The 19,660-nt window shown below is 68.1% G+C and carries 16 protein-coding genes; 7 read left to right on the top strand and 9 right to left on the bottom strand.

All coding sequences use genetic code 11. The features are described 5' to 3' along the window. The first annotated feature begins 416 nt into the window (after positions 1 to 416). Positions 417 to 614, top strand: coding sequence for a hypothetical protein (locus tag EBL84_RS16885; protein ID WP_132229879.1), 198 nt, complete (start codon positions 417 to 419; stop codon positions 612 to 614). Between the two features lie 134 nt (positions 615 to 748). Here the strand turns inward: EBL84_RS16885 and prsT are convergent, their stop codons facing one another. The 3 genes from prsT to EBL84_RS07965 form a co-directional block, all read right to left on the bottom strand. After that, positions 749 to 4,456, bottom strand: coding sequence for an XrtA/PEP-CTERM system TPR-repeat protein PrsT (prsT, locus tag EBL84_RS07955; RefSeq protein WP_190287912.1), 3,708 nt, complete (start codon positions 4,454 to 4,456; stop codon positions 749 to 751). Between the two features lie 148 nt (positions 4,457 to 4,604). Further along, positions 4,605 to 5,393, bottom strand: coding sequence for a class I SAM-dependent methyltransferase (locus EBL84_RS07960; RefSeq protein ID WP_123140331.1), 789 nt, complete (start codon positions 5,391 to 5,393; stop codon positions 4,605 to 4,607). A gap of 49 nt (positions 5,394 to 5,442) precedes the next feature. Next, positions 5,443 to 7,059: an FAD-binding oxidoreductase gene (locus EBL84_RS07965; RefSeq protein ID WP_123140332.1), complete on the bottom strand. Its 1,617-nt coding sequence runs from the start codon at positions 7,057 to 7,059 to the stop codon at positions 5,443 to 5,445. Positions 7,060 to 7,322: 263 nt separating this feature from the next. Here EBL84_RS07965 and EBL84_RS07970 point away from each other — a divergent pair, with 263 nt between their 5' ends. Then, on the top strand, positions 7,323 to 7,859 hold the full coding sequence (locus EBL84_RS07970; RefSeq protein ID WP_132229873.1) for a hypothetical protein: 537 nt from the start codon (positions 7,323 to 7,325) through the stop codon (positions 7,857 to 7,859). A 14-nt stretch (positions 7,860 to 7,873) separates the two neighbouring features. Here EBL84_RS07970 and EBL84_RS07975 read toward each other — a convergent pair whose 3' ends face one another. Next, positions 7,874 to 8,611: a PEP-CTERM/exosortase system-associated acyltransferase gene (locus EBL84_RS07975; RefSeq protein ID WP_190287913.1), complete on the bottom strand. Its 738-nt coding sequence runs from the start codon at positions 8,609 to 8,611 to the stop codon at positions 7,874 to 7,876. A 244-nt stretch (positions 8,612 to 8,855) separates the two neighbouring features. Between EBL84_RS07975 and EBL84_RS07980 the strand changes: the two genes are divergently transcribed. The 3 genes from EBL84_RS07980 to EBL84_RS07990 all read left to right on the top strand — a co-directional run bounded on the left by EBL84_RS07980 (position 8,856) and on the right by EBL84_RS07990 (position 12,437). After that, positions 8,856 to 9,749, top strand: coding sequence for a serine protease (locus EBL84_RS07980; RefSeq protein ID WP_123140334.1), 894 nt, complete (start codon positions 8,856 to 8,858; stop codon positions 9,747 to 9,749). 404 nt (positions 9,750 to 10,153) lie between these two features. Further along, on the top strand, positions 10,154 to 11,506 hold the full coding sequence (locus tag EBL84_RS07985) for a sigma-54-dependent Fis family transcriptional regulator (protein WP_123140335.1): 1,353 nt from the start codon (positions 10,154 to 10,156) through the stop codon (positions 11,504 to 11,506). Further along, positions 11,496 to 12,437 (top strand): HDOD domain-containing protein, encoded by a 942-nt coding sequence (locus tag EBL84_RS07990; RefSeq protein ID WP_223806973.1) that lies wholly within the window; start codon positions 11,496 to 11,498, stop codon positions 12,435 to 12,437. Before EBL84_RS07985 ends, EBL84_RS07990 begins: the two co-directional genes overlap by 11 nt. Before the next feature lie 36 nt (positions 12,438 to 12,473). Here the strand turns inward: EBL84_RS07990 and EBL84_RS07995 are convergent, their stop codons facing one another. From EBL84_RS07995 to EBL84_RS08015, 5 genes are all read right to left on the bottom strand, one after another. Beyond that, a complete protein-coding gene (locus EBL84_RS07995) occupies positions 12,474 to 13,862 on the bottom strand; it encodes a TIGR03013 family XrtA/PEP-CTERM system glycosyltransferase (protein WP_123140337.1) in 1,389 nt (462 codons plus the stop codon). Between the two features lie 369 nt (positions 13,863 to 14,231). Next, positions 14,232 to 15,359 carry a nucleotidyltransferase family protein gene (locus EBL84_RS08000; protein ID WP_223806974.1) on the bottom strand — a complete coding sequence of 376 codons (1,128 nt, stop codon included), beginning with the start codon at positions 15,357 to 15,359 and terminating at the stop codon, positions 14,232 to 14,234. Positions 15,360 to 15,367: 8 nt separating this feature from the next. Continuing rightward, a complete protein-coding gene (locus EBL84_RS08005; RefSeq protein ID WP_223806085.1) occupies positions 15,368 to 16,279 on the bottom strand; it encodes an HprK-related kinase A in 912 nt (303 codons plus the stop codon). Positions 16,280 to 16,281: 2 nt separating this feature from the next. Beyond that, positions 16,282 to 16,548, bottom strand: coding sequence for an HPr-rel-A system PqqD family peptide chaperone (locus tag EBL84_RS08010; RefSeq protein WP_165913496.1), 267 nt, complete (start codon positions 16,546 to 16,548; stop codon positions 16,282 to 16,284). A gap of 101 nt (positions 16,549 to 16,649) precedes the next feature. Then, positions 16,650 to 16,964: a hypothetical protein gene (locus tag EBL84_RS08015; protein WP_123140340.1), complete on the bottom strand. Its 315-nt coding sequence runs from the start codon at positions 16,962 to 16,964 to the stop codon at positions 16,650 to 16,652. 534 nt (positions 16,965 to 17,498) lie between these two features. Here EBL84_RS08015 and EBL84_RS08020 point away from each other — a divergent pair. Both EBL84_RS08020 and EBL84_RS08025 read left to right on the top strand, forming a co-directional pair. Beyond that, positions 17,499 to 18,713: a TIGR04063 family PEP-CTERM/XrtA system glycosyltransferase gene (locus tag EBL84_RS08020; RefSeq protein ID WP_123140341.1), complete on the top strand. Its 1,215-nt coding sequence runs from the start codon at positions 17,499 to 17,501 to the stop codon at positions 18,711 to 18,713. A 39-nt stretch (positions 18,714 to 18,752) separates the two neighbouring features. Continuing rightward, positions 18,753 to 19,631, top strand: a complete 879-nt coding sequence (locus EBL84_RS08025; RefSeq protein WP_190287914.1) for a putative capsular polysaccharide synthesis family protein — start codon at positions 18,753 to 18,755, stop codon at positions 19,629 to 19,631. The last annotated feature ends 29 nt before the right edge of the window (positions 19,632 to 19,660 follow it).

A 19,660-nucleotide genomic window follows, 5' to 3' on the forward strand; every position in this document is an offset into this window, starting at 1 on the left:
AGACCGCAACTACGAATATCGGAAAAGAAGACGCACCTGACACACGCATCTGCGGTAGCGTACGAGCAGCCGCGCCAGCCCCCATCTCGCACTCAAGGACTGATAGAACAAGACGACGGGCAGCATTGGCAACAGGTCGTCAGATTCTGACACTCGCGTCGCACGGCAGCAATGTGAAGACGGTGAACGACCCATTGCACCACGACCCGTTCGCGCACAACCGTTCTCATGCCGCGTATGGCGGCACCACTGGGGCGCTCGACAACGCCCTCGCAGTCAGGCAGATACGGATGTCGCTCATGAAGACCAGAAAGGCACGTATTTTGCTGCCTAGAGCGGGCCGCTCAGCCGGCACGGAACGGCAATGACCGTCCCCGCGCTCGCATCCACTTCACGCACGACAAGCAGGCCGAATCATGCACAAGCATCAGAACGATAACGACGTTGCAATCGATGAAATGAATCTCGACGCACGCATCGATCATTACCGGCGCGAGATCGCTGACCTGACCCCGCCGGCGACCTTCAGAGAGGAGGTTCTGGTCAATGTCTATCGCTGTCTGCTGCAACGCTATGACAAGGAGCACCACACCAGCCATCAGGCGCTGACCTGACGCGCACCGACACGATCTGCCGGCAGTGGCCGACAGATCGTGTCCGACGGAGCGGGTGTCAGGCCTCTCCCCGGATGGGGCGAGGCCGATGCACGAGGGCCCCGGATCGGCTCGGACGAAACGGGGCGCGGAGTTCAGCGATCGAGACTCTCGAGCAACGACTCGGCCTCGGTGCGCTCGGGGAAGTCTGCGACATCGGCGAGGGTCGACTCAAGCAACCGTCCGGCCTCATCGTCGAGCCCCTGGGAGACCAGGATCTGCGCCTTGTGGAAGCGCACCGTCGCGCTCTTCGGCGCGAGCGCCTGGGCCTCGTCGATGATCCGTCTCGCCTCGTCGAGCGCGCCCTCCTCGAACAACACTACGGCCAGGGTGTCGGCCACGTCTGCCGACTCAGGTGCCGCGGCATAGGCGCGGCGTGCATAGTCCAGGGCACGCGCACGATCCCGGTCGCGGATCAACCAGGCCAGGTTGTTGAGCGCGATGGCATGTTCCGGCGCGATCTCGATGGTGCGCTCGAAGGCGGCAATCGCCTGTGACAACTCCCCGACCTCCATCTGTGTCTGCGCCAGATTGAACTGAATGCGGACATCCTCGGGGTGCTCCACGAGCCAGCCCTCAAGGGTCGCGACAGCGGCCGCCGGATCATCGGCCTGGCGCTGCGCTCGCGCCAGCCGCAGCAGGTTGACCGAGTTCGGCGCCACCTCGAACAGACGCTGATAGCTGGCCAGTGCAGCCACGCCATCCCCCTGTCCGTCGGCGATCAACCCCTCGAGCAGCAGCACCTCGGGGTGCGCCTCACCGACCACTGCCCGCAGTGACTCGAGTCGCTCACCGGCCAACACCATGTCCTCTTCGGCCAGCGCCAACCGGACCAGCCCGGCGTGCGCGGCGACCGAATCGGGCGCTTGCTCCAGGGCGCGTCGCAGCGCCTCCTCGGCCAGCGCCATGCGTCCCAGCCGCGCCTCGGCGGTCGCCAGGGCGGTCAATATCCCGGGCGCACCCGGCTGCAGCCGGGCCAGTTCCACCAGGCTCTGACGCGCGTCCTCGTTGTGCCCCAGCGCAAGCTGGGCCTCGGCGCGCAGCCCGAGCAGATCGGGGGCATCGGCATGGGCCGCCGCCACGGTGCCAAGCACGTCGAGGGCCTCCTGTGGCTGGCCACGCTGCAGCTGGTAGGCCGCCAGATAGAGCCGCGGACGCAGCTGCTCGGGGTTGGCCGCCACCGCCGCCTCGAGGGCCTGCTGCGCGCCTTGCGGATCCTCACGCAGCAGTGCCAGCCGCGCCTGGCCGATCAGCAGTTCGGCGTCTCCGGGCGCCGACTCCAGCGCACTGCGATAACGCCCCGCGGCGGTGTCCGGATCATCGCCCTCGAGATCGAGCGAGACCAGCCCGTCGACCGCCATCGCCATGCCGGGGTCGCGGTCGAGCGCCTCGGCGAAGGCCGTCGCCGCCGCCTCGCGCTGATCGGCGCGCAGATAGATCATCCCGAGCAGCGCACGCGGTCGCGCGGCATCGGGTTCACGCGCACAGAGTGCGCGCGCGGCATCGATCGCAGCGGCCAGGTCACCACGTCGCACCTGACCGAGCACCAGCTGCTCGGCGGCGTCGAGACGCTGCGGGTCGAGGCCGAGCGCAGGATCCTCGCTCGCGCCCTCGAGCAGCTCGGTGAAGGCATCGGCGACGCTCGACAGATCACCGCGCTGCTGCGCCAACTGGCCCTGGATCAGCAGCACATCGGCATCGAGCGCGCCACGGACCCGGCGCAGCTGCTCCAGCCGCGCCTCGGCCTGCTCGAACTCACCCTCGGCCAGCGCCAACCGTGCCGACCAGGCAAGCGCCGGAGCGAACTCGGGATCGATCACCAGGGCACGATCGAGCTGGTCACGCGCGGCGGGGAGTTCGTCCAGACCCACCAGACTGGTCGCCAGGGCGACCCGCACCCGGGGATCGGCGGGCGCCAGCTCGACCAGACGCATCAGGGTATCGCGCGCGGCACCGTGACGCGCGAGGACGAGCTGCGCATCCGCGATCAGACCGAGCAGCACCGGGGTCTCGGCAAAGCGCGCACGCGCCGCATCGAGCATCTCGAGCGCCTGCCCGGGCTCACCGTGACGCAACAGATAGGCGGCCAGATAGAGTCTGGGAGCCAGTGTCTCGGGGTTGTGCGTCACCGCCCGCTCGAGCAGTGCCTGCGCCTGTGCGGTCTCGCCCTCGGTCAGTGCGATCCGGGCCAGGGCGATCAGCACCCGCGGATCATCGGGACGCGCCTCGAGACTCTCGCCGAACAGCCGCCGCGCCTCGGCAAGGTCCTGACGCGCGAGCGCCAGGGTCGCCAGTCCGGTGGTCGCGGCAAGGTCCGAGGCATCCAGCGCCAGCGCCTGCTCGAACGCCGCGCGCGCAGCCTGCGACGCCTCGCGACGCAGCTCGACCACCCCGAGCAGGGTGTGGGCGCGCGCCGAGTCGGGGTGACGGTCGCGATAGTCACGCGCCGCGGCCAGTGCCTGGTCGAATTCACCGCGAGCCAACCGACCGATCACCAACTGCTCGGCCGCGCCCTGGAAATCGGGGTCCTGCGCCAGCGCGGCCTGCAACTCCAGCACCCCCTCGTCGGATCCGGGGTCGGCGAGCAGCGCCGCACCGAGCCGCGCGCTGGCCACGGGGGAGTCGGGCAGCTCCGCCTTGACCCGACGCAGATAGGGCAAGCTCTCCTCGCGCCGGCCCTGCTGCAGCAGAGCGCTTGCCAGCAGGTCCATGGTGGCGAGGTCCTCGGGCTGACGCTCGAGCACCGCGCGCGCCAGCTGCTCGGCCTTGGCCGCCTCGCCCTGCTGCAACAGGGTCATCGCCAACAGCCGCTGGGTCGACGCATCATCCGGGCGCAGCGAGCGGGCGCGCTCGAGATGGATGCGCGCGAGTTCGGGCTCACCCAGCGCCAGTCGCGTCGCCCCCGCCAACGACTGCGCCGGGGCGAAATCGGGCAGCGCACCGAGCGCGGCATCCAGCTGCTCGATCGCGGCGGCATAGTCCTCACGGCTGTAGAACAGCAAGCCCTGCGCGTACTTGACCAGCGGATTGTCGGGCGCGGCGCGGCGCAGTTGATCGAGATCGGCCTGGGCCGCATCGAGTCGACCATCCTGGATCCGCACATAGGCCCGATTGAGACGCGCCTGGGCCTGCTCCAACGGGTCTTCCAAGGCCTGCGAAAAGGCCGCCTCGGCCGCGTCCATGTCACCCGCCTGGCGCGCCAGCTCACCGCTCAGCGACCAGGCCCGGGTTGCCTCCGGGGCGTTTTCGAGCAGGGTCGCGAGCCGCGCACGCGCCTCATCGACCGCCCCCTCGGCGACCTCGACCCGGGCCAGGGCGAGCTGTACCGCGGGCGCATCGGGCTGCAGCGCAGCGGCACGCTCGAGCGTCGCCCGCGCCGCGCCCGACTCGCCGTCAGCCAGCTCGGCCTCGGCACGCAGCGCGAGCAGCTCGGCACGATGCGCGGGCGACAGCTCCGGGGTCACCTCGAGCGCGCGCAACTGCTCGAACTCGCCACGACGCAGCCAGGCGCGGGCGAGCCAGGGCTGGAGCAGCGCGGCATCGGCGCCGAGTCGCTGTGCACGCGCGAACTCCTGGGCGGCGGCGTTGACATCCCCCTGAGCGAGCAGGGCGCGCCCGAGCAGGACCCGGGCCCGGGCATTGCGCGGATCAGCCTGCAGGGCATTCTTCAGCTCGATCACCGCCACCCGCGGCTCACCCTCGTCGAGGGCGGCTGCGCCGCGCTGCAGGGGGTCGGCGGGGGTGGCCAGGGCAGCCCCGCTCAACAGCGTCAGTGCGGTGGAGACTGCGACCAGCTCGATCATTTTCGTTGCACGCGACATCGATCATCCTCTTGCGAAATGGCCTCGAGGCGGGGCGTCCGAGGCCAGCACGACACGCCCTCACCTTCGTTGCACGAGTGTACTGCCGGCGCGATCACCGACAGACACCAGGAGCCGAGACGGTGCCCGCTCAGCGCCCCGGCAATCCGATGAGATAGGTCACCCCCACCGGCAAGGGTCCCAGCCGCGCCACGCCACGCTCCCAGCGATAACCCTCGCGCTCGAGCCCACGGGTGAGCGCATCGAGTTCGGCGACGCTGTAGGTGCGCAGACAGGAGACGATACCGTCGAACATCACCGCCAGCGGGATCGCCGGGATCAGATAGGTCCAGAACAGCCGGCTCCAGCGAAAGGGACGGATGAAGGGGGTGGCAAGCAGCACCAGCAGGGGGGTGAAGAGCATATAGAGCAGCAGCAGCGGATGCCGCTGGGTCGACTCGAACACCGCGATCCCCCGCCCCTGCTCGACGGCATCGGCGAGGATCGCCCGCGCCTCGCGCGGGCGAAAGTGATGGAAGGCGGAGAACAGGGTGCGGAAGCCTTCGAGATCTCGCGGCACCGCCATCGCGCTCACCGAGCGCTCGACCACCTCGACCCGCGCCCCGGCCTGCTCGCGCAGCCGCGCCAGGGCGGTGCGATTGGGATAGAGATCGCTCACCAACACGCGGACCTCGCCGGCGCGAACTGGACCGAGCTGATCGAGCATCCGCATCCAGGGACCGCCGCCGCCGGCGCAAAGGTCGAGGATGGTCGACGCCCCGCTCTCCTTCAGGGCACGTTCGAGACGCGGCGCCACCGGACGATAGAGGTCGGGAACCCGCACCGCGAACTCGAGGAAGTCGGTGATACCGTCGCGGATCGCGGCCGGTAACCAGGGCAGATCCTCGAGTTCGAAGAGATGGATACGTTGTTGCATCATCGTCGGCCAGGCTCCTGATCGGTGAAGGGGTCCGTCCCGAGGTGCGGCATCAGCCCCCCTCGTAACGACCAGGCGCGATCACCCCGTCGGGATCGAGGGCCTGGCGCAGCCGCCGCCCGAAGTCCCTGGAGTGATCGAGCAGGCTGTCGAGCTCGCCCATGCCATCGACCCCCACGCGATAGGGAAAACAACCGATCTCGCGCCCGGCCGCCACCAGCGCGCGATGACACGCGCGCGCGGCGCGCTGGCCGGCACCGCTCTCGTCACGGGCGAAGATCAGCGGCACCGTGCTGTCGAACACCCGGTCGTTGAGGCTGGTGAGGGTGATCAGGGGCTCGATGCCGTGCTCCAACCCGATGCGCTCGACCATGTCGACATATTCGCGCACCTGACGCGGGCGCATCGGCACCAGCGGCGAGTACCAGCGCAGACCACAACCATCGCGCGCCGGATCGAGCATCCCCTCGCCCATCGCCGCCGGGTTGCGCCAGTAGCACAGCGGCAGCGCCGTCTGGTTGGGACGACCGGCCACCAGTTCGAGCGAGCTGGCGAGGGTCATGGCGGTACTGGCCAGACCACGACCGATACGGCCGGGCAGCCAGCGTGCGAACCGGGCAAGCTGCGCGGCGCGCTCCGGGCTGAGGAAGATCAGCCGCACGCCGACCCCAGAGAGCGCGCGACGGATCTCGCGGCGCGCCGCGGCCATCACCGCCGCCGAGCCGTAGAGGGTGCCGAAGCCGGTCCAGGGCAGCACCTGATACTGGGCGCCGAGTTCGTCGATCACCGCCTGGGGGATCAGCCCGTGCCGGTCGAGACGCGACTGCGGATAGGGCGCGGCCATGGCGAGCACGCGGCGACGATTCATCAGGTTCACCCCGCCGACCACCCCGGGCAGACGCTGCAGGATATCGCGCACGCGGATGATGGCCGACTCGAGCGCCGCCTCGTTCCTGAGGCTGAAGAGAAAGATGCCGACCCGTTCGGGGCGGCGCGCCAGCGCGATGCTGGCACGGGTGACGATGCCAAAGCCGCTCTGGGTGAAGAGCCCATTGGTATAGGGACCGATGCCCCAGCGAAACAACCGGGCCAGACCCTCGCCACCGGCCTCGCTGAGCATCGAGCGATAGATCGAGCCATCGGCGAGCACCGCCTCGAGGTCGGTCAGCGCGCCGAAATGATCGATATGCGGGGTGATGCCGTAGCCACGTTCCAGCGCATTGCCGATCAGGCTGCAGTGTGGACCGGCGCCGGTCACCGGCACCAGGAAGGGGTGCTCGCCCTGGTCGAGAAACTCGGCGAGCTGCGCCTGGGTCACCCCGGGCTCGAGGGTGACCACGCCGAGCTCGGGATCGAAGTCGAGAATCCGGCGCAGCGCGCCGAGATCGACGATCACGCAGTCATCGCGAACTGGCAGGGCGCCGCCATACCCCCAGTTCCTGCCCGTGCTGATCGGATACAGGGAGAGCCCGTGGCGGGCGGCCACGCTCACCAGGGGGGCAACCTGGCTGGCGTCCTCGACCAGCAGCGCAGCGGCGATCCGACGCTGCGTTCCGGTGGTGTCGCCTCCGTACCTGCGTTCGGCCGCCTCGCCGACCAGAACACGCTGCGCTCCGAGCTGCTCCTTCCAGAGTTCCAGCGCCGAGTTCAGGTCGGCAGCGTCGCTCATGCACATCCTTCGTGCCTCCATTGCGTGTAATCCTCCCGCCGATGCAACCGCTCGTGTGAAAAGAATGTGACCCAGTGCACGAATCCGTTAGCATGGCTCAACCATGGACCGCAGCGGACGCGACCAGCCCAAAAAGCACAGCTCTATCATCGACGATGACGATTAAGATACTGATCGCTAGGACGCCAGATCAAATCGAGGACGCCTTCTGGCTCAGACACCAAGTGTACATCGTCGAGGAAGGGCGCTACGGCGGAGTCCCGTTGCCCGCGGCGAAACTCACCGATCGCTTCGACCGGCTCGGGGGGGTGCGCCACATCCTCGCCTATGATCGCGCGCAACCGGTGGCGGCCATCCGCGTCAACCTCGAGACCGGCCACGGACTCCCCCCCGAGACCCACTTCGACTTCCGTCCCGCCATCGCCGAGCTGCGTATGCACGAACAGCAACCGGGCGGTCGTTGTCTTGCCGCATCGGGCAGCATGCTGGTGATCCGCAGCCCCTGGCGCCGACGCTACAACATCCTGCGCGCACTCTTCCGGGCCGCGACCCACTGCTTCCAGCACTGGGGCGCAACCCACGTCATCCTCAACTCGACCCCGAAGCTGACCCCACTGTATCGACGCATCGGTTTCAGGCCGATCCATGAACCGCTGTGGATCCCCGAGATCGGCGATCATGTGGTGCCGATGATCGGACGGGTGGAGGACTGCAGTCGACACGCCTTCACACAGAGCCGCTACATCCCGCAGCTCGATCACAACCCAGCCTTCGGCCGCGCCGGCAGCAAGACGCTGTGAGCATGCCGCGAACCTCACAGCGCCACGTCGAGATCCTCGGCGATGGCATCGAGCAATGCCTGCAGCGGCGGCGTGAGACGCTCGAACAGCATCTGGCGCGAGATGTAGAAGGGCGCGCGCGCGCCGCGAAACTCGATCGCCTCGCCGACCTGCTCGAAATAGATGCCGCCGAAGTGCAGATGACGCGCCAGCCGTGGCTCCATCATCGCGTAGACGCCCTCCATGCCCTCGGACAGACCGATGGTCGCCGCCGCCAGATACAGCCCCAGCGCCATGTGCGGGAACCGGCGGCGATCGTCCTGGCTCCACTGGAAGAGTTCGGTGCCATGTCCCTCGGGCGTCGACTGCTCCCCCGGGCGACGCCTGAACTGCTCGTGCAGGGCCAGCCTGGAGATCTCGCCGAAACAGCCCTTGGGCATGGTCAGCGGATTGTGCTCGGTGCGGAACAGACTGCGATCATAGTGCTCGATCAGCGGCAACCTGGGCTCGGGATCCTCGGGGCGGGAGCGAACCAGGCGGACGGTGCCGGCATCGCGCCCCGAGCGGCGATGGAACAGCAGACAGTGCACGGCATCATCATCGAAGGCGTCGGTTTCACGCTGGTCCGGAAAGGCTGCGGCATCCTCCCAGCCGAGTTCCTTGCAGTACACCTCATAGCGCAGCGCGAACACCCGGTCGCGCAACTCGTCCGTTGTCGCCGCGATGATCTTGAAGTATTCCTTGTACGGTGTAACGAGATCGACCTTCGGCATGGAAAGGGGTCTCCCTGGCAGAAACGGGTTTGCGTCCTTAATCGTCGGGCCCCGCAACCGTCCAGGCTGCCACATGGCGCCAGCGAGCCACCTCTCGACGATGACGGGGTCATGCTTATCATGACCGATTGTAGGATCCAGATCACTCCGAGGAACACGCAACGCAGACCGCGAAGCAGACCGGCAGCGCTGACACCGGCCTCTCCTCCCGACCATATGGCCCGACCGAACAGGAACTCCAAGCATGCACGCCCTCCCCTGCGCGCGACCGGCGCTCATCACCCTGCCCGTCGTGCTCCTGCTGCTGACAGGCATCCTGCCCACCCGCACCGTGGTGGGCGCCACCCTGGTCAACTGCTACGACGCACAACGCGAGATGGTGGTCCGTACCCGTCAGGAGGACTGTCAGGGTCGCGCGGTGAGCGATGCCGAGGCGGCGGCCATCCGTGAGCGGCGGCGCAGCTATGTACGCGACTCGCTCGAGGTCAACAGCAACCCCCGGGTACTCGGCAGGCGCCTCGAGCGCATCGGTGCCGGCTTCTTCGTCGATCCAGCCGGACACCTGCTCACCAACGCCCACGTGGTCAACAACTGCACCACCATCACCGTCTCGCGCGATCGCGGCGAGATGGCGCCGGCCCGCCCCATCGCGGTGGACAGCCGCGCCGATCTGGCGCTGCTCGCCACCGACTATCGCCCGGAACGCGCCGCCCCCTTCATGCCGCTCGATGCCCCACTGCCCGAGACGGTGGCAATCGTCGGCTATCCCAACCAGGGACTGCCGCCACTGCGCCCGCTGCTGACCATCGGCACCATCGCCCCCACCCGGCTGATCACCACCCCACCGCGCACCCTCACCCTCAATGCCGACATCCGCCCCGGCAACAGCGGCGGTCCGGTACTCGCCGACGATGGTCGAGTGGTCGGCGTGGTCTTCGCCGCGGTCGACACCCCGGCGGTCTACGAGCACACCGGACGCGTGGTGCGCAACATCGGGGTCTCCATCCCCAACACCGTCACCCTGCCGTTCCTCGAGCGGCACGGCATCGGCATCGAGGAAACGGCGCCATCGACACCGCCGGAGGACATGCTCGAGTACACCCACGCATTCATCGCACGGGTCGAGTGCTGGCGATGACCCCGGAGCGGGTCTGGCCACTGCCAGATCTGGCAGACAGCGGGCGACACCGCCTGCCCATAACCGCCATGGTCATGCGCTTGACCTCGAGCGGTCCAGGCCACAGCATCGACAACGGCGGGTGGAGACGATGGTATGCGCTGTCTTTGAGAGGCCCGCGCGGGCACTGCTACACTGCCTTGGTACCCGCCCACGCTGGCCAACCGCGACACCCGAGCCGCCGCGCGTCGTGGCTGCGCCGTTCAGGGCGCCCGCCCCACGCTGCTCGACGGATACCGGTCGGCCTGGACGCTCGTGCGTCCCGGGGCGGCTCAATACCACAATGGCCACTCTCACGATCACGCGCACGGCGGAGCCCCGACGGCGCCGAGAGTGGAGGACGTCAGGACACAGCCTAGCCCCCCATGTCGCGGACACCGTACTTCTCGAGCCTGCTGCTCGCCCAGAGAAACCCCTTCGTGGTCATCGATGCCGACGCGCGCATCCGCAGTGTCAATGCATCGCTCGAGACCACCCTGGGATACGACACCAGCGAATTGATCGGCAGCCCCTGCTGTCGACTGGATGCGAACGCCGCCGAGGACGGCTGCCGTCATCGCCGCTTCTTCCGTGACCTGGAACCCTATGTCGAGACCCGCGCCCTGGCCGATGGCCGGGGCGAGGTCCACTTCGCCCAGATCCAGGGCTTCCCCATCGTCGACGGCCAGGGGCAGATCTTTCTCGGCGAATCACTGCACCTGTTCCAGGGGCAGCGCCAGCCCGGACGGATGATCGGTCGCTCGGAGCAGATGCGTGGCCTCGTCCAGGAACTCAAGCGCGCCGCCGCCACCGATGTCTCCGTGCTGCTCCAGGGCGAGACCGGCTCGGGCAAGGAGCTGGCCGCCGAGTTCCTTCACCAGCACTCCACCCGCGCCAACGGCCCCTTCGTGGTGGTCGATTGCACGGTGCTCAGCGAGGACCTGTTCGAGAGCGAGCTGTTCGGCCACGTCAAGGGGGCCTTCACCGGCGCCGTCGGCAACAAGACCGGCCTGCTCGAGCTGGCCGACGCCGGGACACTGTTCCTCGATGAGATCGGCGAGCTGCCGCTCTCGCAACAGCCCAAGCTGCTGCGCGCGCTCGAGAGCGGCATGTTCAGACAGGTCGGCTCGACCAAGATCCGCCAGGCCAATGTGCGCGTGGTCAGCGCCACCCATCGCGACCTCCTCGCCATGGTCCAGCAGGGGCACTTCCGCCAGGACCTCTACTATCGTCTCGCCGTCCTGCCGCTGGCGATTCCGCCGCTGCGCGGACGGCGCGCCGACATCCCCGAACTCACCGAGCACCTGCTACAGGAGATCTCGGCGCAGTCGGGCCACCCTTACCGGATCACCAAGGATGCGCTGCGCAAGCTCCTGCTCTACCAGTTCCCGGGCAACATCCGCGAGCTGCGCAACCTGCTGCACCTGGCCACCGTGCTCAGCGCAGACGGCGTGATCGACGCCGAGGCCATCCGCCTGCCGGTCACGGCCGAGCAACCGGCATCGCCGACGATTCCCAGCAGCGAGGCGGCAGAGCTCTTGCATGAGCACCCCAGCATGACCACGCTCTCGCCGGTCGAGGCCGTCGAGGCCAAGTACATCCTGCAACTGCTGCAGCGTCATCGCGGCAGCCGCAAGGAGGTCGCGGCCAGCATGTCGATCAGCGAGCGCACGCTCTATCGCAAACTCAAGCGCTACCGGCTCAATACAACCGATGAACGAACACACAGTGGCAGTTGAGCGTTCCAGGACCGCCGACGAGATCCAGACCCTGCGCTGGAACCTGGAGTCGGCCACCGGCGCCGGACAGACCCTGGCCGCACCGGGCGACATCCGCGACCGCATTCGTTCGAGCGAGGCGCTCCCGCCCCTGCCCGAGATCACTCGCCGGCTGCTCGAGCTGCGCGCCGACCCCGACGCCAATGCATTGATGCTGGCCGAGGCGGTCGGACTCGACCCGATGCTCTCGGCACAGCTGCTGCGCTGGGCCAACTCCCCCTACTATGCCCCGCGCAGCCCGGTCAGCACCGTGCGCGACGCCATCGTGCGCGCACTCGGCTTCAACCTCTCGTTCAGCCTCGCGCTCGGGCTGGCGGCGCTCAGCCCGCTCAAGACCCCCAACACCGGACCACTCAGTCGCGACCGCATCTGGCGTCACGGCATGCAGTGCGCCACCCTGATGCAGGCGCTCGCGCGCGAGCAACCCGCCGAGATACGCCCGGCCAGCGGCCTGATCGAGCTCGCCGGGGTCACCCAGAACATCGGTTATCTGCTGCTCGGACACCTGCTCCCCGAACACTTCCAGCTGCTCGGACGCTTCATCCAATCCAACCCCGGGCTGGCGCTGCCGACCCTCGAGCGCTTCGCCATCGGCGTCGAACACACCCAACTCGGCGGCTGGCTGTTCGAGGCCTGGGAGATGCCCGAGGCACTGCAGACGGTGCAGCGCCAGCACCACAACCCCGCCTACAGCGGCGAGCACCAGTCGCTGGTGCTGCTCACCTGTCTGGCCGATCAATTGCTGGAAGGTCGCGGCGACGGACTCGGCGCCCGCCCCAGCGATCCCGAGACCCAGGCCGGCCTGCTCGAACGCCTCGGGCTCGGCGAGCACGCCTGCGAGCACGCCCTGAGCGCGCTCGCCGACTGCGAGGAAGAGGACAACGACGACTGACGGCGGCCCTGGAGCGATGCCCGCGGCGGCTCGCCGCTAGACGGCCCCCTTGCCGAACACCACCACCTCGACCGTCTCGATCAGGATCAACAGGTCGAGGAAGATGCTGTAGTTCTTGACGTAATAAAGGTCGTACTCGAGCTTGCGCAGCGCATCCTCCTCGGAGCTGCCGTAGGGGTAGCAGAGCTGGGCCCAGCCGGTCAGCCCCGGCTTGACGCGGTGACGCGCGGCGTAATAGTCGTACTTGCTCGCCAGGGTGGCGACGAACTCGGGGCGCTCGGGGCGCGGACCGACGAAACTCATCTCACCCTTGAGGACGTTGAAGATCTGCGGCAGCTCGTCGATCCGGGTCTTGCGGATGAAGCGCCCGACACGGGTGATGCGCGAGTCGTTCTTGGTCGCCCAGCGCGCCCGCCCATCGGCCTCGGCGTCGACCCGCATGCTGCGGAACTTGACCACCTCGAAGGGCATGCCGTTCTCGCCGATCCGGGTCTGACGATAGAACACCGGGTGGCGGAAGCGGCTCTCGGCGGCAATCGCCAGCGCGGTCACCAGCATCACCGGCCACAGCAGCACCAGGAAGACCACCGAGACCAGCACGTCGAACAGCCGCTTGAGCAGCATCGTCATCGCCCCGTGCTGGAAGCCATCGGAGAGCATCAGCCAGCTCGGGGTCAGCAGATCGAGCTTGACCACCCCCATCTCACGCTCGAAGAAGCCCTGCGGCTCGAGCACCTGGATCCCCGCCATGCGACAGTCGAGCAGCTCCTCGATCGGCAGCTTGCCGCGCCGGTCCTTGACCGCCACCACCAGCTCATCGGCCTGGGTCTCGGTGACGATGCGCAGCAACGGCCGGTCATAGGGGATGCGCTTCGGCAAGTCGCGCTCGTCCACATCGGCCTGCAGGGGCACCAGCCCGACGATATCGAGCCCACGTGGATTGGCGACCATCACCGCCTCGGCGAGCGGTCCGGCACCAAGCACCAGCACACGACGCTTGAAGATGCCCGGCTTGATGACATAGGAGAGCAACCGCAGACCGCTCACGACGATGATCGAGAGCACCACGGTCAGCGCCAGGATGCTGCGCCACAGCTCGATGTGCGGGAAGCTGAAGGAGATCGCCGCCAGCGCCACGGCGCCGAGCAGCAACGCCAGCACGATGCGCAGCAGCGAGCCCCACCAGCCCTCGCGGAGGCTGGCCTCGTAGAGCCCCATGGCGCCCATCGAGAGCACGAAGACGACCGCCAGCACCACCGAGTAGGCCATCACCCCCGAGGTCGAGGCCGGTACCTCGGCACCGATCGACCACCAACGCAGATGGAAGCTGGCATGGAAACAGGCGACGAACATCAGCCCCTCGACCCCGGCCAGGATCAGCAGGGGTAGGCGCATGTAATGACGAAAGATACGAACCGAACGCATGAGCTGGATTCCTGGCTAGCATCGCACGGAGCGACAGACGAAGGCTGCCCCGCGACGGACGAAAAAACATGTCCGGGCACTGTTGATCACAACGCGCGACTCGTGCCGGCGACCGGCTGATGCGCAGGCACCGCCAACGCCCCCGAAACGTGGCCACCAACCATCGAGAGACGGCAGTCGAAACATGATCGAAGGCGCATCGGACACGCCCACAAAAATCACAAGAGACTAACGAAAAGCATGTTCAGAAACCGCCCATCTCGCATCATGTCGGTATTAGCCGATAAGGAGAGGGATCGACGCACCTCCATCCGACAAGGCCAGACACATCGAAGCGTGTATGCTACACCAACCCCGAAAGCGCCCCGATCAACGGCGTGCCGCCTCCTCCCGACCTGTCATCAGCCACCCGCGCACCCGCAGCCAACCCTTGTAGCCGAGATGGCGCAGCAGCAACCCGGAAGGCATCCGCAGCCAGTGCGCGCGGACATAGAGCGCCAGTCGCGCCAGCCTCACCCGGAGCGGCGCCCGCCCGGCATGATCGGGAAAGAGCGCCAACGGCACCAGACGGTCCATGAGCCACCGCACCGGCGCCACCGGTCCCCACCCGGCGAGTCTGGCGCGACAGTGCGCCGGCGGCTCGAGAGCGAACAGCGATTGCGCCTGACGCAGCGCATGGAACAGCGGACGCTGCAGCCCGAGCTGCTCGGCACGATCAAGCAGCGCGTCCCAGAACCCCGTGCGGGCCTCGAAGTGACGGATCAGGTCCCAGACATCGACCAGGTCGCGCAACCTCAGGCCCTCGCGCGCATCCCCCTCCAGGAACAGGTGCACCACCGCGTGCAGCACCATGTCGGGCGCGCCCAGCACCCGCAGCGCCCCGTGCCCATCGAGTGCCTGACTGGCGGTGAACAGTGGCGCCGGATCGAAATGGAAGCGGCTGGTCCGGGGCAGCAGGCGGTGGTGGATATCGATCTCGTTGTCGCGCTCGGCATGGCGCAGCGGCGGGATCTCGTGCATCCAGTCGCGATAGTAGCGCTCGTCATACTCTGAATGACCGAGCGACAGCCAGCCACGCGCATGCAGGCGCTGCTCGAGCGGCTCGAGCGCCGCCATCGGGACCAGCAGATCGACGTCGGCGAACATCCGACCACGTGCCGCCGGCACCCCGGCGAGGACATAGGCCACCCCCTTGAGCGCCACCACCTGGACATCGAGACCCTCGAGCGCGCGCAGCACACGATCGACCTCCCAGGTCAGCAACCGCTGCCGATAGGCGACCTGTTGACGCGCCGACTCCAGGTGATGACACACTCGCTCTGGCACCCGCGCGTGCAGACCGAGCGTGCCGAGATCGGCATCGAGCCGCCCGAGCAGGCGTGCGTGTCGGGCGATGCGCAGCAACAGGTCCCAGTCCTCATCGGCCAGTGTCGGCAACCGCTCCGGTGCTCTCAGCGCCGCCACCAGCAATGCCGCGGCACGGCGTGATTCGGCCATGCGCCGACTCATGCCGCACCCTCCGCCAGCGCGCCGAGCCTGACGATCGCCTCGTCGAGATTGGAGTAGCTCAGGGTATGGCAACCGCAGCGCTCGACCAGACGTGCCGCGGTGATGAAACCGGTCTCGCCAAGCAATTCGTAGTTGAAGGCGTTGCTCGCCACCAGCAGGAAGGCATCGCTCCTACTCAACGGCTCGAGTTGGGTGTCCGACCCGGCCTGCCAACGCGGGAACACCAGCCAACCTGGCGTCGCCGGCTCGTCCATGCGCGCGACCGCCGCGCTGGGGGGACGCACATGCGCCACAGTGCCCTTGCGCGTGCCGGTGAACGCGGGGCCGATCTCGGCCTCCGGCGCGAAGTCTCGGATCACCCCGATCGAGGCATTCTTCAGCGGGATCGGACGCGGCAGCGGCAGCAGGCGCCCGTATTGAGGACACACCAGCGCGAACTCGTCGGAGAGCAGCCGCCAGCCACGATGGGCCAGCGCGGTGCACAGCGTCGACTTCCCCGCGCCCGGAGCACCGGGCAGGATCAGTGCACGTCCACCGCGTTCGAGCACTGCGGCATGGAGCATCAACAGATGGTGGCCACGACGGGCCACGCACCAGTTCAGGCCCCACTCCAGCATCGGGAAATGGTGCGCTGCTGCGAGCGGCTGGAAGGGAGAGCGGCCATCGACGGTGAAACGCGCCTGCGGGCGCCACCAGCGCCGCAGCCAGCCGTTGTGATCGAGGCTGACGTGGAAGTCGCGTATCCCGGCAGACGGCTCCAGGGGATAGTCGTGCCACATCCGCTGCAGCAGCGGCAGCGGCTCGCACAGACCGAGGCGCAGGTTCACCAGGAAGGGGCCGATGCGCACGTCGAGTCCGGGGCGAGCACGCACCTGGCGAGCGAGCTCGCCGTCGCTGAGATCACCGATCCTCACGCCGTCGTCGTCCCGATCACGATCCCCAGTTCGTCGAGACGCGTGAGCAGCGCATCGAGCTGATCGCGCAACAGTTCGGGGGCGATCCCCAGGGACTCGGGGTCGAGCGCCGCGAGCAGCTCGTCGAGATCGGCATCGCCCTCGCGCAACCGTTCGACCACCCGCGCGCCGGTGGCGTTGAGAAAGTGGGTCTCGCCCGAGGCGCCATGATAGAGCAACCGCTCACCGTCCCACTCGACCTCGAGCAGGGGGGCGCTGCTCAAGCGCCAGCGCCGTTGAACGGCTGTCGACGACGGCACGGTCATCGCTCACCGCCGCCGGGCAAGGCGCATGCGGGCAAGGCTCGGCGAGCACGGGAGCGGCGCTACTCGCAAAGCGGCGCATCCGGCCCCAGCGAGGTCGCCGACGAGGCGGTGACGATGTTGCCGTTGCACTGGGTGGTGGTCACGCCATTATTGGTCTCGTCGGTGAGGAAGCCGTCGCAGGCCTCGCCGGGATTGAGTTCGCGCTTGACGTTGCGCTCGATGACGTCGAGACAGCCACTGGTCTGGGCGAGCGCCGCGCCACTGCGCAGGGTCAGGATCGCCGGCGCGGCGATGGCGGCCTGCTTGAGCAGTCGCCGTCGTGCTGTCTGAGGGTTCTGGCCATGTTCGGCGTCGGACGAATTCGGGGTAGTCATGATGATGTCTCAGCGTGTTGGCCTGGTTTCGAGGCGGGCGCAAGCCCCTGCGACCTTGATGAAGCACCGCCCCCAGCGCATCAAGCCCTGCGCTGGATCGCGCGACAGGATCCACTGCCATGGACTCAACGACATGCGTCTCGCACATTTAAACGGTGAACGGTTACAGCATTCTTTCTTGGCGACGGGCGGCGCCAGGTACAAGCGGCAATTTTCACGCCACCTGCCGACACACCCGACGGGACAGCGCACCTGAATGGGGACTGTTCGAATCATCATACCGTATCGCCACCCCTGCGCACACGCACCGAACCCGAACTGTAAAAAAAACCGACACCTCGATCCGCGTAAACGCCCAGCACAGTAAGATATCCATCTGAGGCACGCCGGCCGACTTGACGCGAACCCCACACATTCCGTAGCTTTCGGCCCATCCAGCCCGTCACAGGAGCATGCCGTTGTACAGCCCAACCCACGGGGCCGAGGCCTCGCATGCGCGCCACCTGCCGGATTGAGCCCCCTGAGCCCCCAACGATGCGCATCCTCCACGTCCTCGACCACTCGCTGCCGCTCCACTCCGGCTACACCTTCAGGACCGCCAACATCCTGCGCGAGCAGCGCCGGCTCGGCTGGGAGACCATCCACCTCACCGGACCGCGACACGGCAATCAACAGGCCGGCAGCGAGCACAGCGACGGGTTCGAGTTCCACCGCACCGCACCACCCCGGGGGACGCTCGCCCGTCACCCCGCGCTCGGCCCCTGGCTGGAGATGCGCGCCACCGAGCGGCGGCTGCTCGATCTCGCGCAACGTGTCGAACCCGATCTGCTGCACGCTCACTCGCCGGTGCTCGACGCCCTGCCCGCGCTCCGCGTCGGGCGCCGGCTCGGCATCCCGGTGGTCTACGAGGTACGTGCCTTCTGGGAGGACGCCGCGGTCGATCACGGCACCACCAGCGCCGGCAGCCTGCGCTATCGCGCCACCCGCGCGCTCGAGACCCGTGCGCTGCGCCGCGCCGCGCACGTCTTCACCATCTGCGAGGGGTTGCGCAACGACATCATCGCCCGCGGCATCCCGGCGCAGCGGGTCACCGTGATCCCCAACGCCGTCGACATCGAACACTTCCGCCCGAGCGCCGCGCCGGACCCGGCGCTGGCGCACCAGCTCGGGCTCGCGGACGCCACCGAGGTACTCGGCTTCGTCGGCTCCTTCTACGCCTACGAGGGGCTCGACCTGCTGCTCGAGGCGCTGCCACAACTGTTGCGACAGCGCCCGGGGCTGCGGCTGCTGCTGGTCGGCGGCGGCCCCCAGGAGGCGGCGCTGCGCGCGCACGCCGAGCGCCTCGGCCTCACCGCGGCGGTCCGCTTCACCGGACGGGTGCCGCACCAGGAGGTGCAGCGCTACTACGACCTGATCGACCTGCTGGTCTACCCCCGTCACTCGATCCGTCTCACCGAGCTGGTCACCCCGCTCAAGCCGCTCGAGGCGATGGCCCAGGGACGGCTGTTCGTCGCCTCGGACGTCGGCGGACACCGCGAGCTGATCCGCGACGGCGAGACCGGCCGACTGTTTCGCGCCGGTGACGTCGCAGCGCTCGCCACCGTGGTCACGGAGACGCTCGAGACACGCGAACGATGGCCGGCGATGCGTGCGGCGGGCCGAGACTTCGTCGAGCAGACGCGCAACTGGCGCGCCAGCATCGCCCACTACGGACCGGCCTATGCCCAGGCACTCGGCCGCCAGGCCTGATCGCGGCGCGCGGCCGACGGCGACCTTTCGGGAGAGATGATGAAACTGACTCTGGAACAGGCGCGCCAACGCCTCTACACCTGGCACACCCGCCACAAGAACCAGCGCAGCATCGCCGCGCTCGAGGCACACCTGGCCACACAGGAGCCGGCGCTGCTGGTCCATCAGATGGGCCGCGCCGGCTCGATGACCACGGTCAACACCCTGCGCGCCGCCGGACTGACCATGCCGGTGTTCCACACCCACTGGCTCAACCCGGCCAACATCCGCAAGCGCCTCGACCGTTTCGCCGGGGTGGCGGATCGGCGCATGCCGCTGAACGTGCGCGTCGCCCGCCGCGTCGGCGAAGAGCTGCAGCGTCACGGTCCCCGCCACCGCCCCTGGCACCTGGTCACCGTCTTTCGCGAGCCGGTGGCGCGCAACCTCTCGGTCTACTTCCTCAGCATCGAGGAGTTCATCCCCGACTTCTTCGCCCGCCACGCCCGCGGCGAGCTCGACGACGCCGAGATCCTCGCCACCTTCCTCGAGCGCTTCCCGCACGAGGAGCCGGTGCGCTGGTTCGACGAGGAGATCCGCGACACCTTCGGCATCGATGTCTATGCCCATCCCTTCCCCGCCGGACAGGGCTACCAGATCGTCCGCGCGCCGGGCATCGAGCTGTTGCTGATCAAGGTCGAGCGTCTCAACGATTGCTACGCCACGGCCTTCGCCGAGTTCCTCGGGGTCGACATCCCCGGGCTCGAGCAGACCCATGTCACCGAGGAGGATCCGGCCTACTCGATGTACAAGGACTTCATCGCCAATGTCCGGCTGCCGGCGGACTATCTCGACCGACTCTACGACACCGCCTTCGCCCGCCACTTCTACGGCGAGGCCGAGATCGCCCGACTCAGACACAAGTGGGGCGGCGATGACTGAGCGCGACCGCACACGGCAACCCCGCCGTC

Source organism: Marichromatium sp. AB31 (assembly GCF_003718685.1).
Taxonomy (GTDB): Bacteria; Pseudomonadota; Gammaproteobacteria; order Chromatiales; family Chromatiaceae; genus Marichromatium; species Marichromatium gracile.

Bases quoted from the DNA above. Each gene is read 5' to 3' on its own strand.
- EBL84_RS16885 (WP_132229879.1), top strand. From the start codon at position 417: ATGCACAAGCATCAGAACGATAACGACGTTGCAATCGATGAAATGAAT.
- prsT (WP_190287912.1), bottom strand. From the start codon at position 4,456: ATGATCGAGCTGGTCGCAGTCTCCACCGCACTGACGCTGTTGAGCGGG.
- EBL84_RS07960 (WP_123140331.1), bottom strand. From the start codon at position 5,393: ATGATGCAACAACGTATCCATCTCTTCGAACTCGAGGATCTGCCCTGG.
- EBL84_RS07965 (WP_123140332.1), bottom strand. From the start codon at position 7,059: ATGAGCGACGCTGCCGACCTGAACTCGGCGCTGGAACTCTGGAAGGAG.
- EBL84_RS07975 (WP_190287913.1), bottom strand. From the start codon at position 8,611: ATGCCGAAGGTCGATCTCGTTACACCGTACAAGGAATACTTCAAGATC.
- EBL84_RS07980 (WP_123140334.1), top strand. From the start codon at position 8,856: ATGCACGCCCTCCCCTGCGCGCGACCGGCGCTCATCACCCTGCCCGTC.
- EBL84_RS07985 (WP_123140335.1), top strand. From the start codon at position 10,154: ATGTCGCGGACACCGTACTTCTCGAGCCTGCTGCTCGCCCAGAGAAAC.
- EBL84_RS07995 (WP_123140337.1), bottom strand. From the start codon at position 13,862: ATGCGTTCGGTTCGTATCTTTCGTCATTACATGCGCCTACCCCTGCTG.
- EBL84_RS08000 (WP_223806974.1), bottom strand. From the start codon at position 15,359: ATGGCCGAATCACGCCGTGCCGCGGCATTGCTGGTGGCGGCGCTGAGA.
- EBL84_RS08015 (WP_123140340.1), bottom strand. From the start codon at position 16,964: ATGACTACCCCGAATTCGTCCGACGCCGAACATGGCCAGAACCCTCAG.
- EBL84_RS08020 (WP_123140341.1), top strand. From the start codon at position 17,499: ATGCGCATCCTCCACGTCCTCGACCACTCGCTGCCGCTCCACTCCGGC.
- EBL84_RS08025 (WP_190287914.1), top strand. From the start codon at position 18,753: ATGAAACTGACTCTGGAACAGGCGCGCCAACGCCTCTACACCTGGCAC.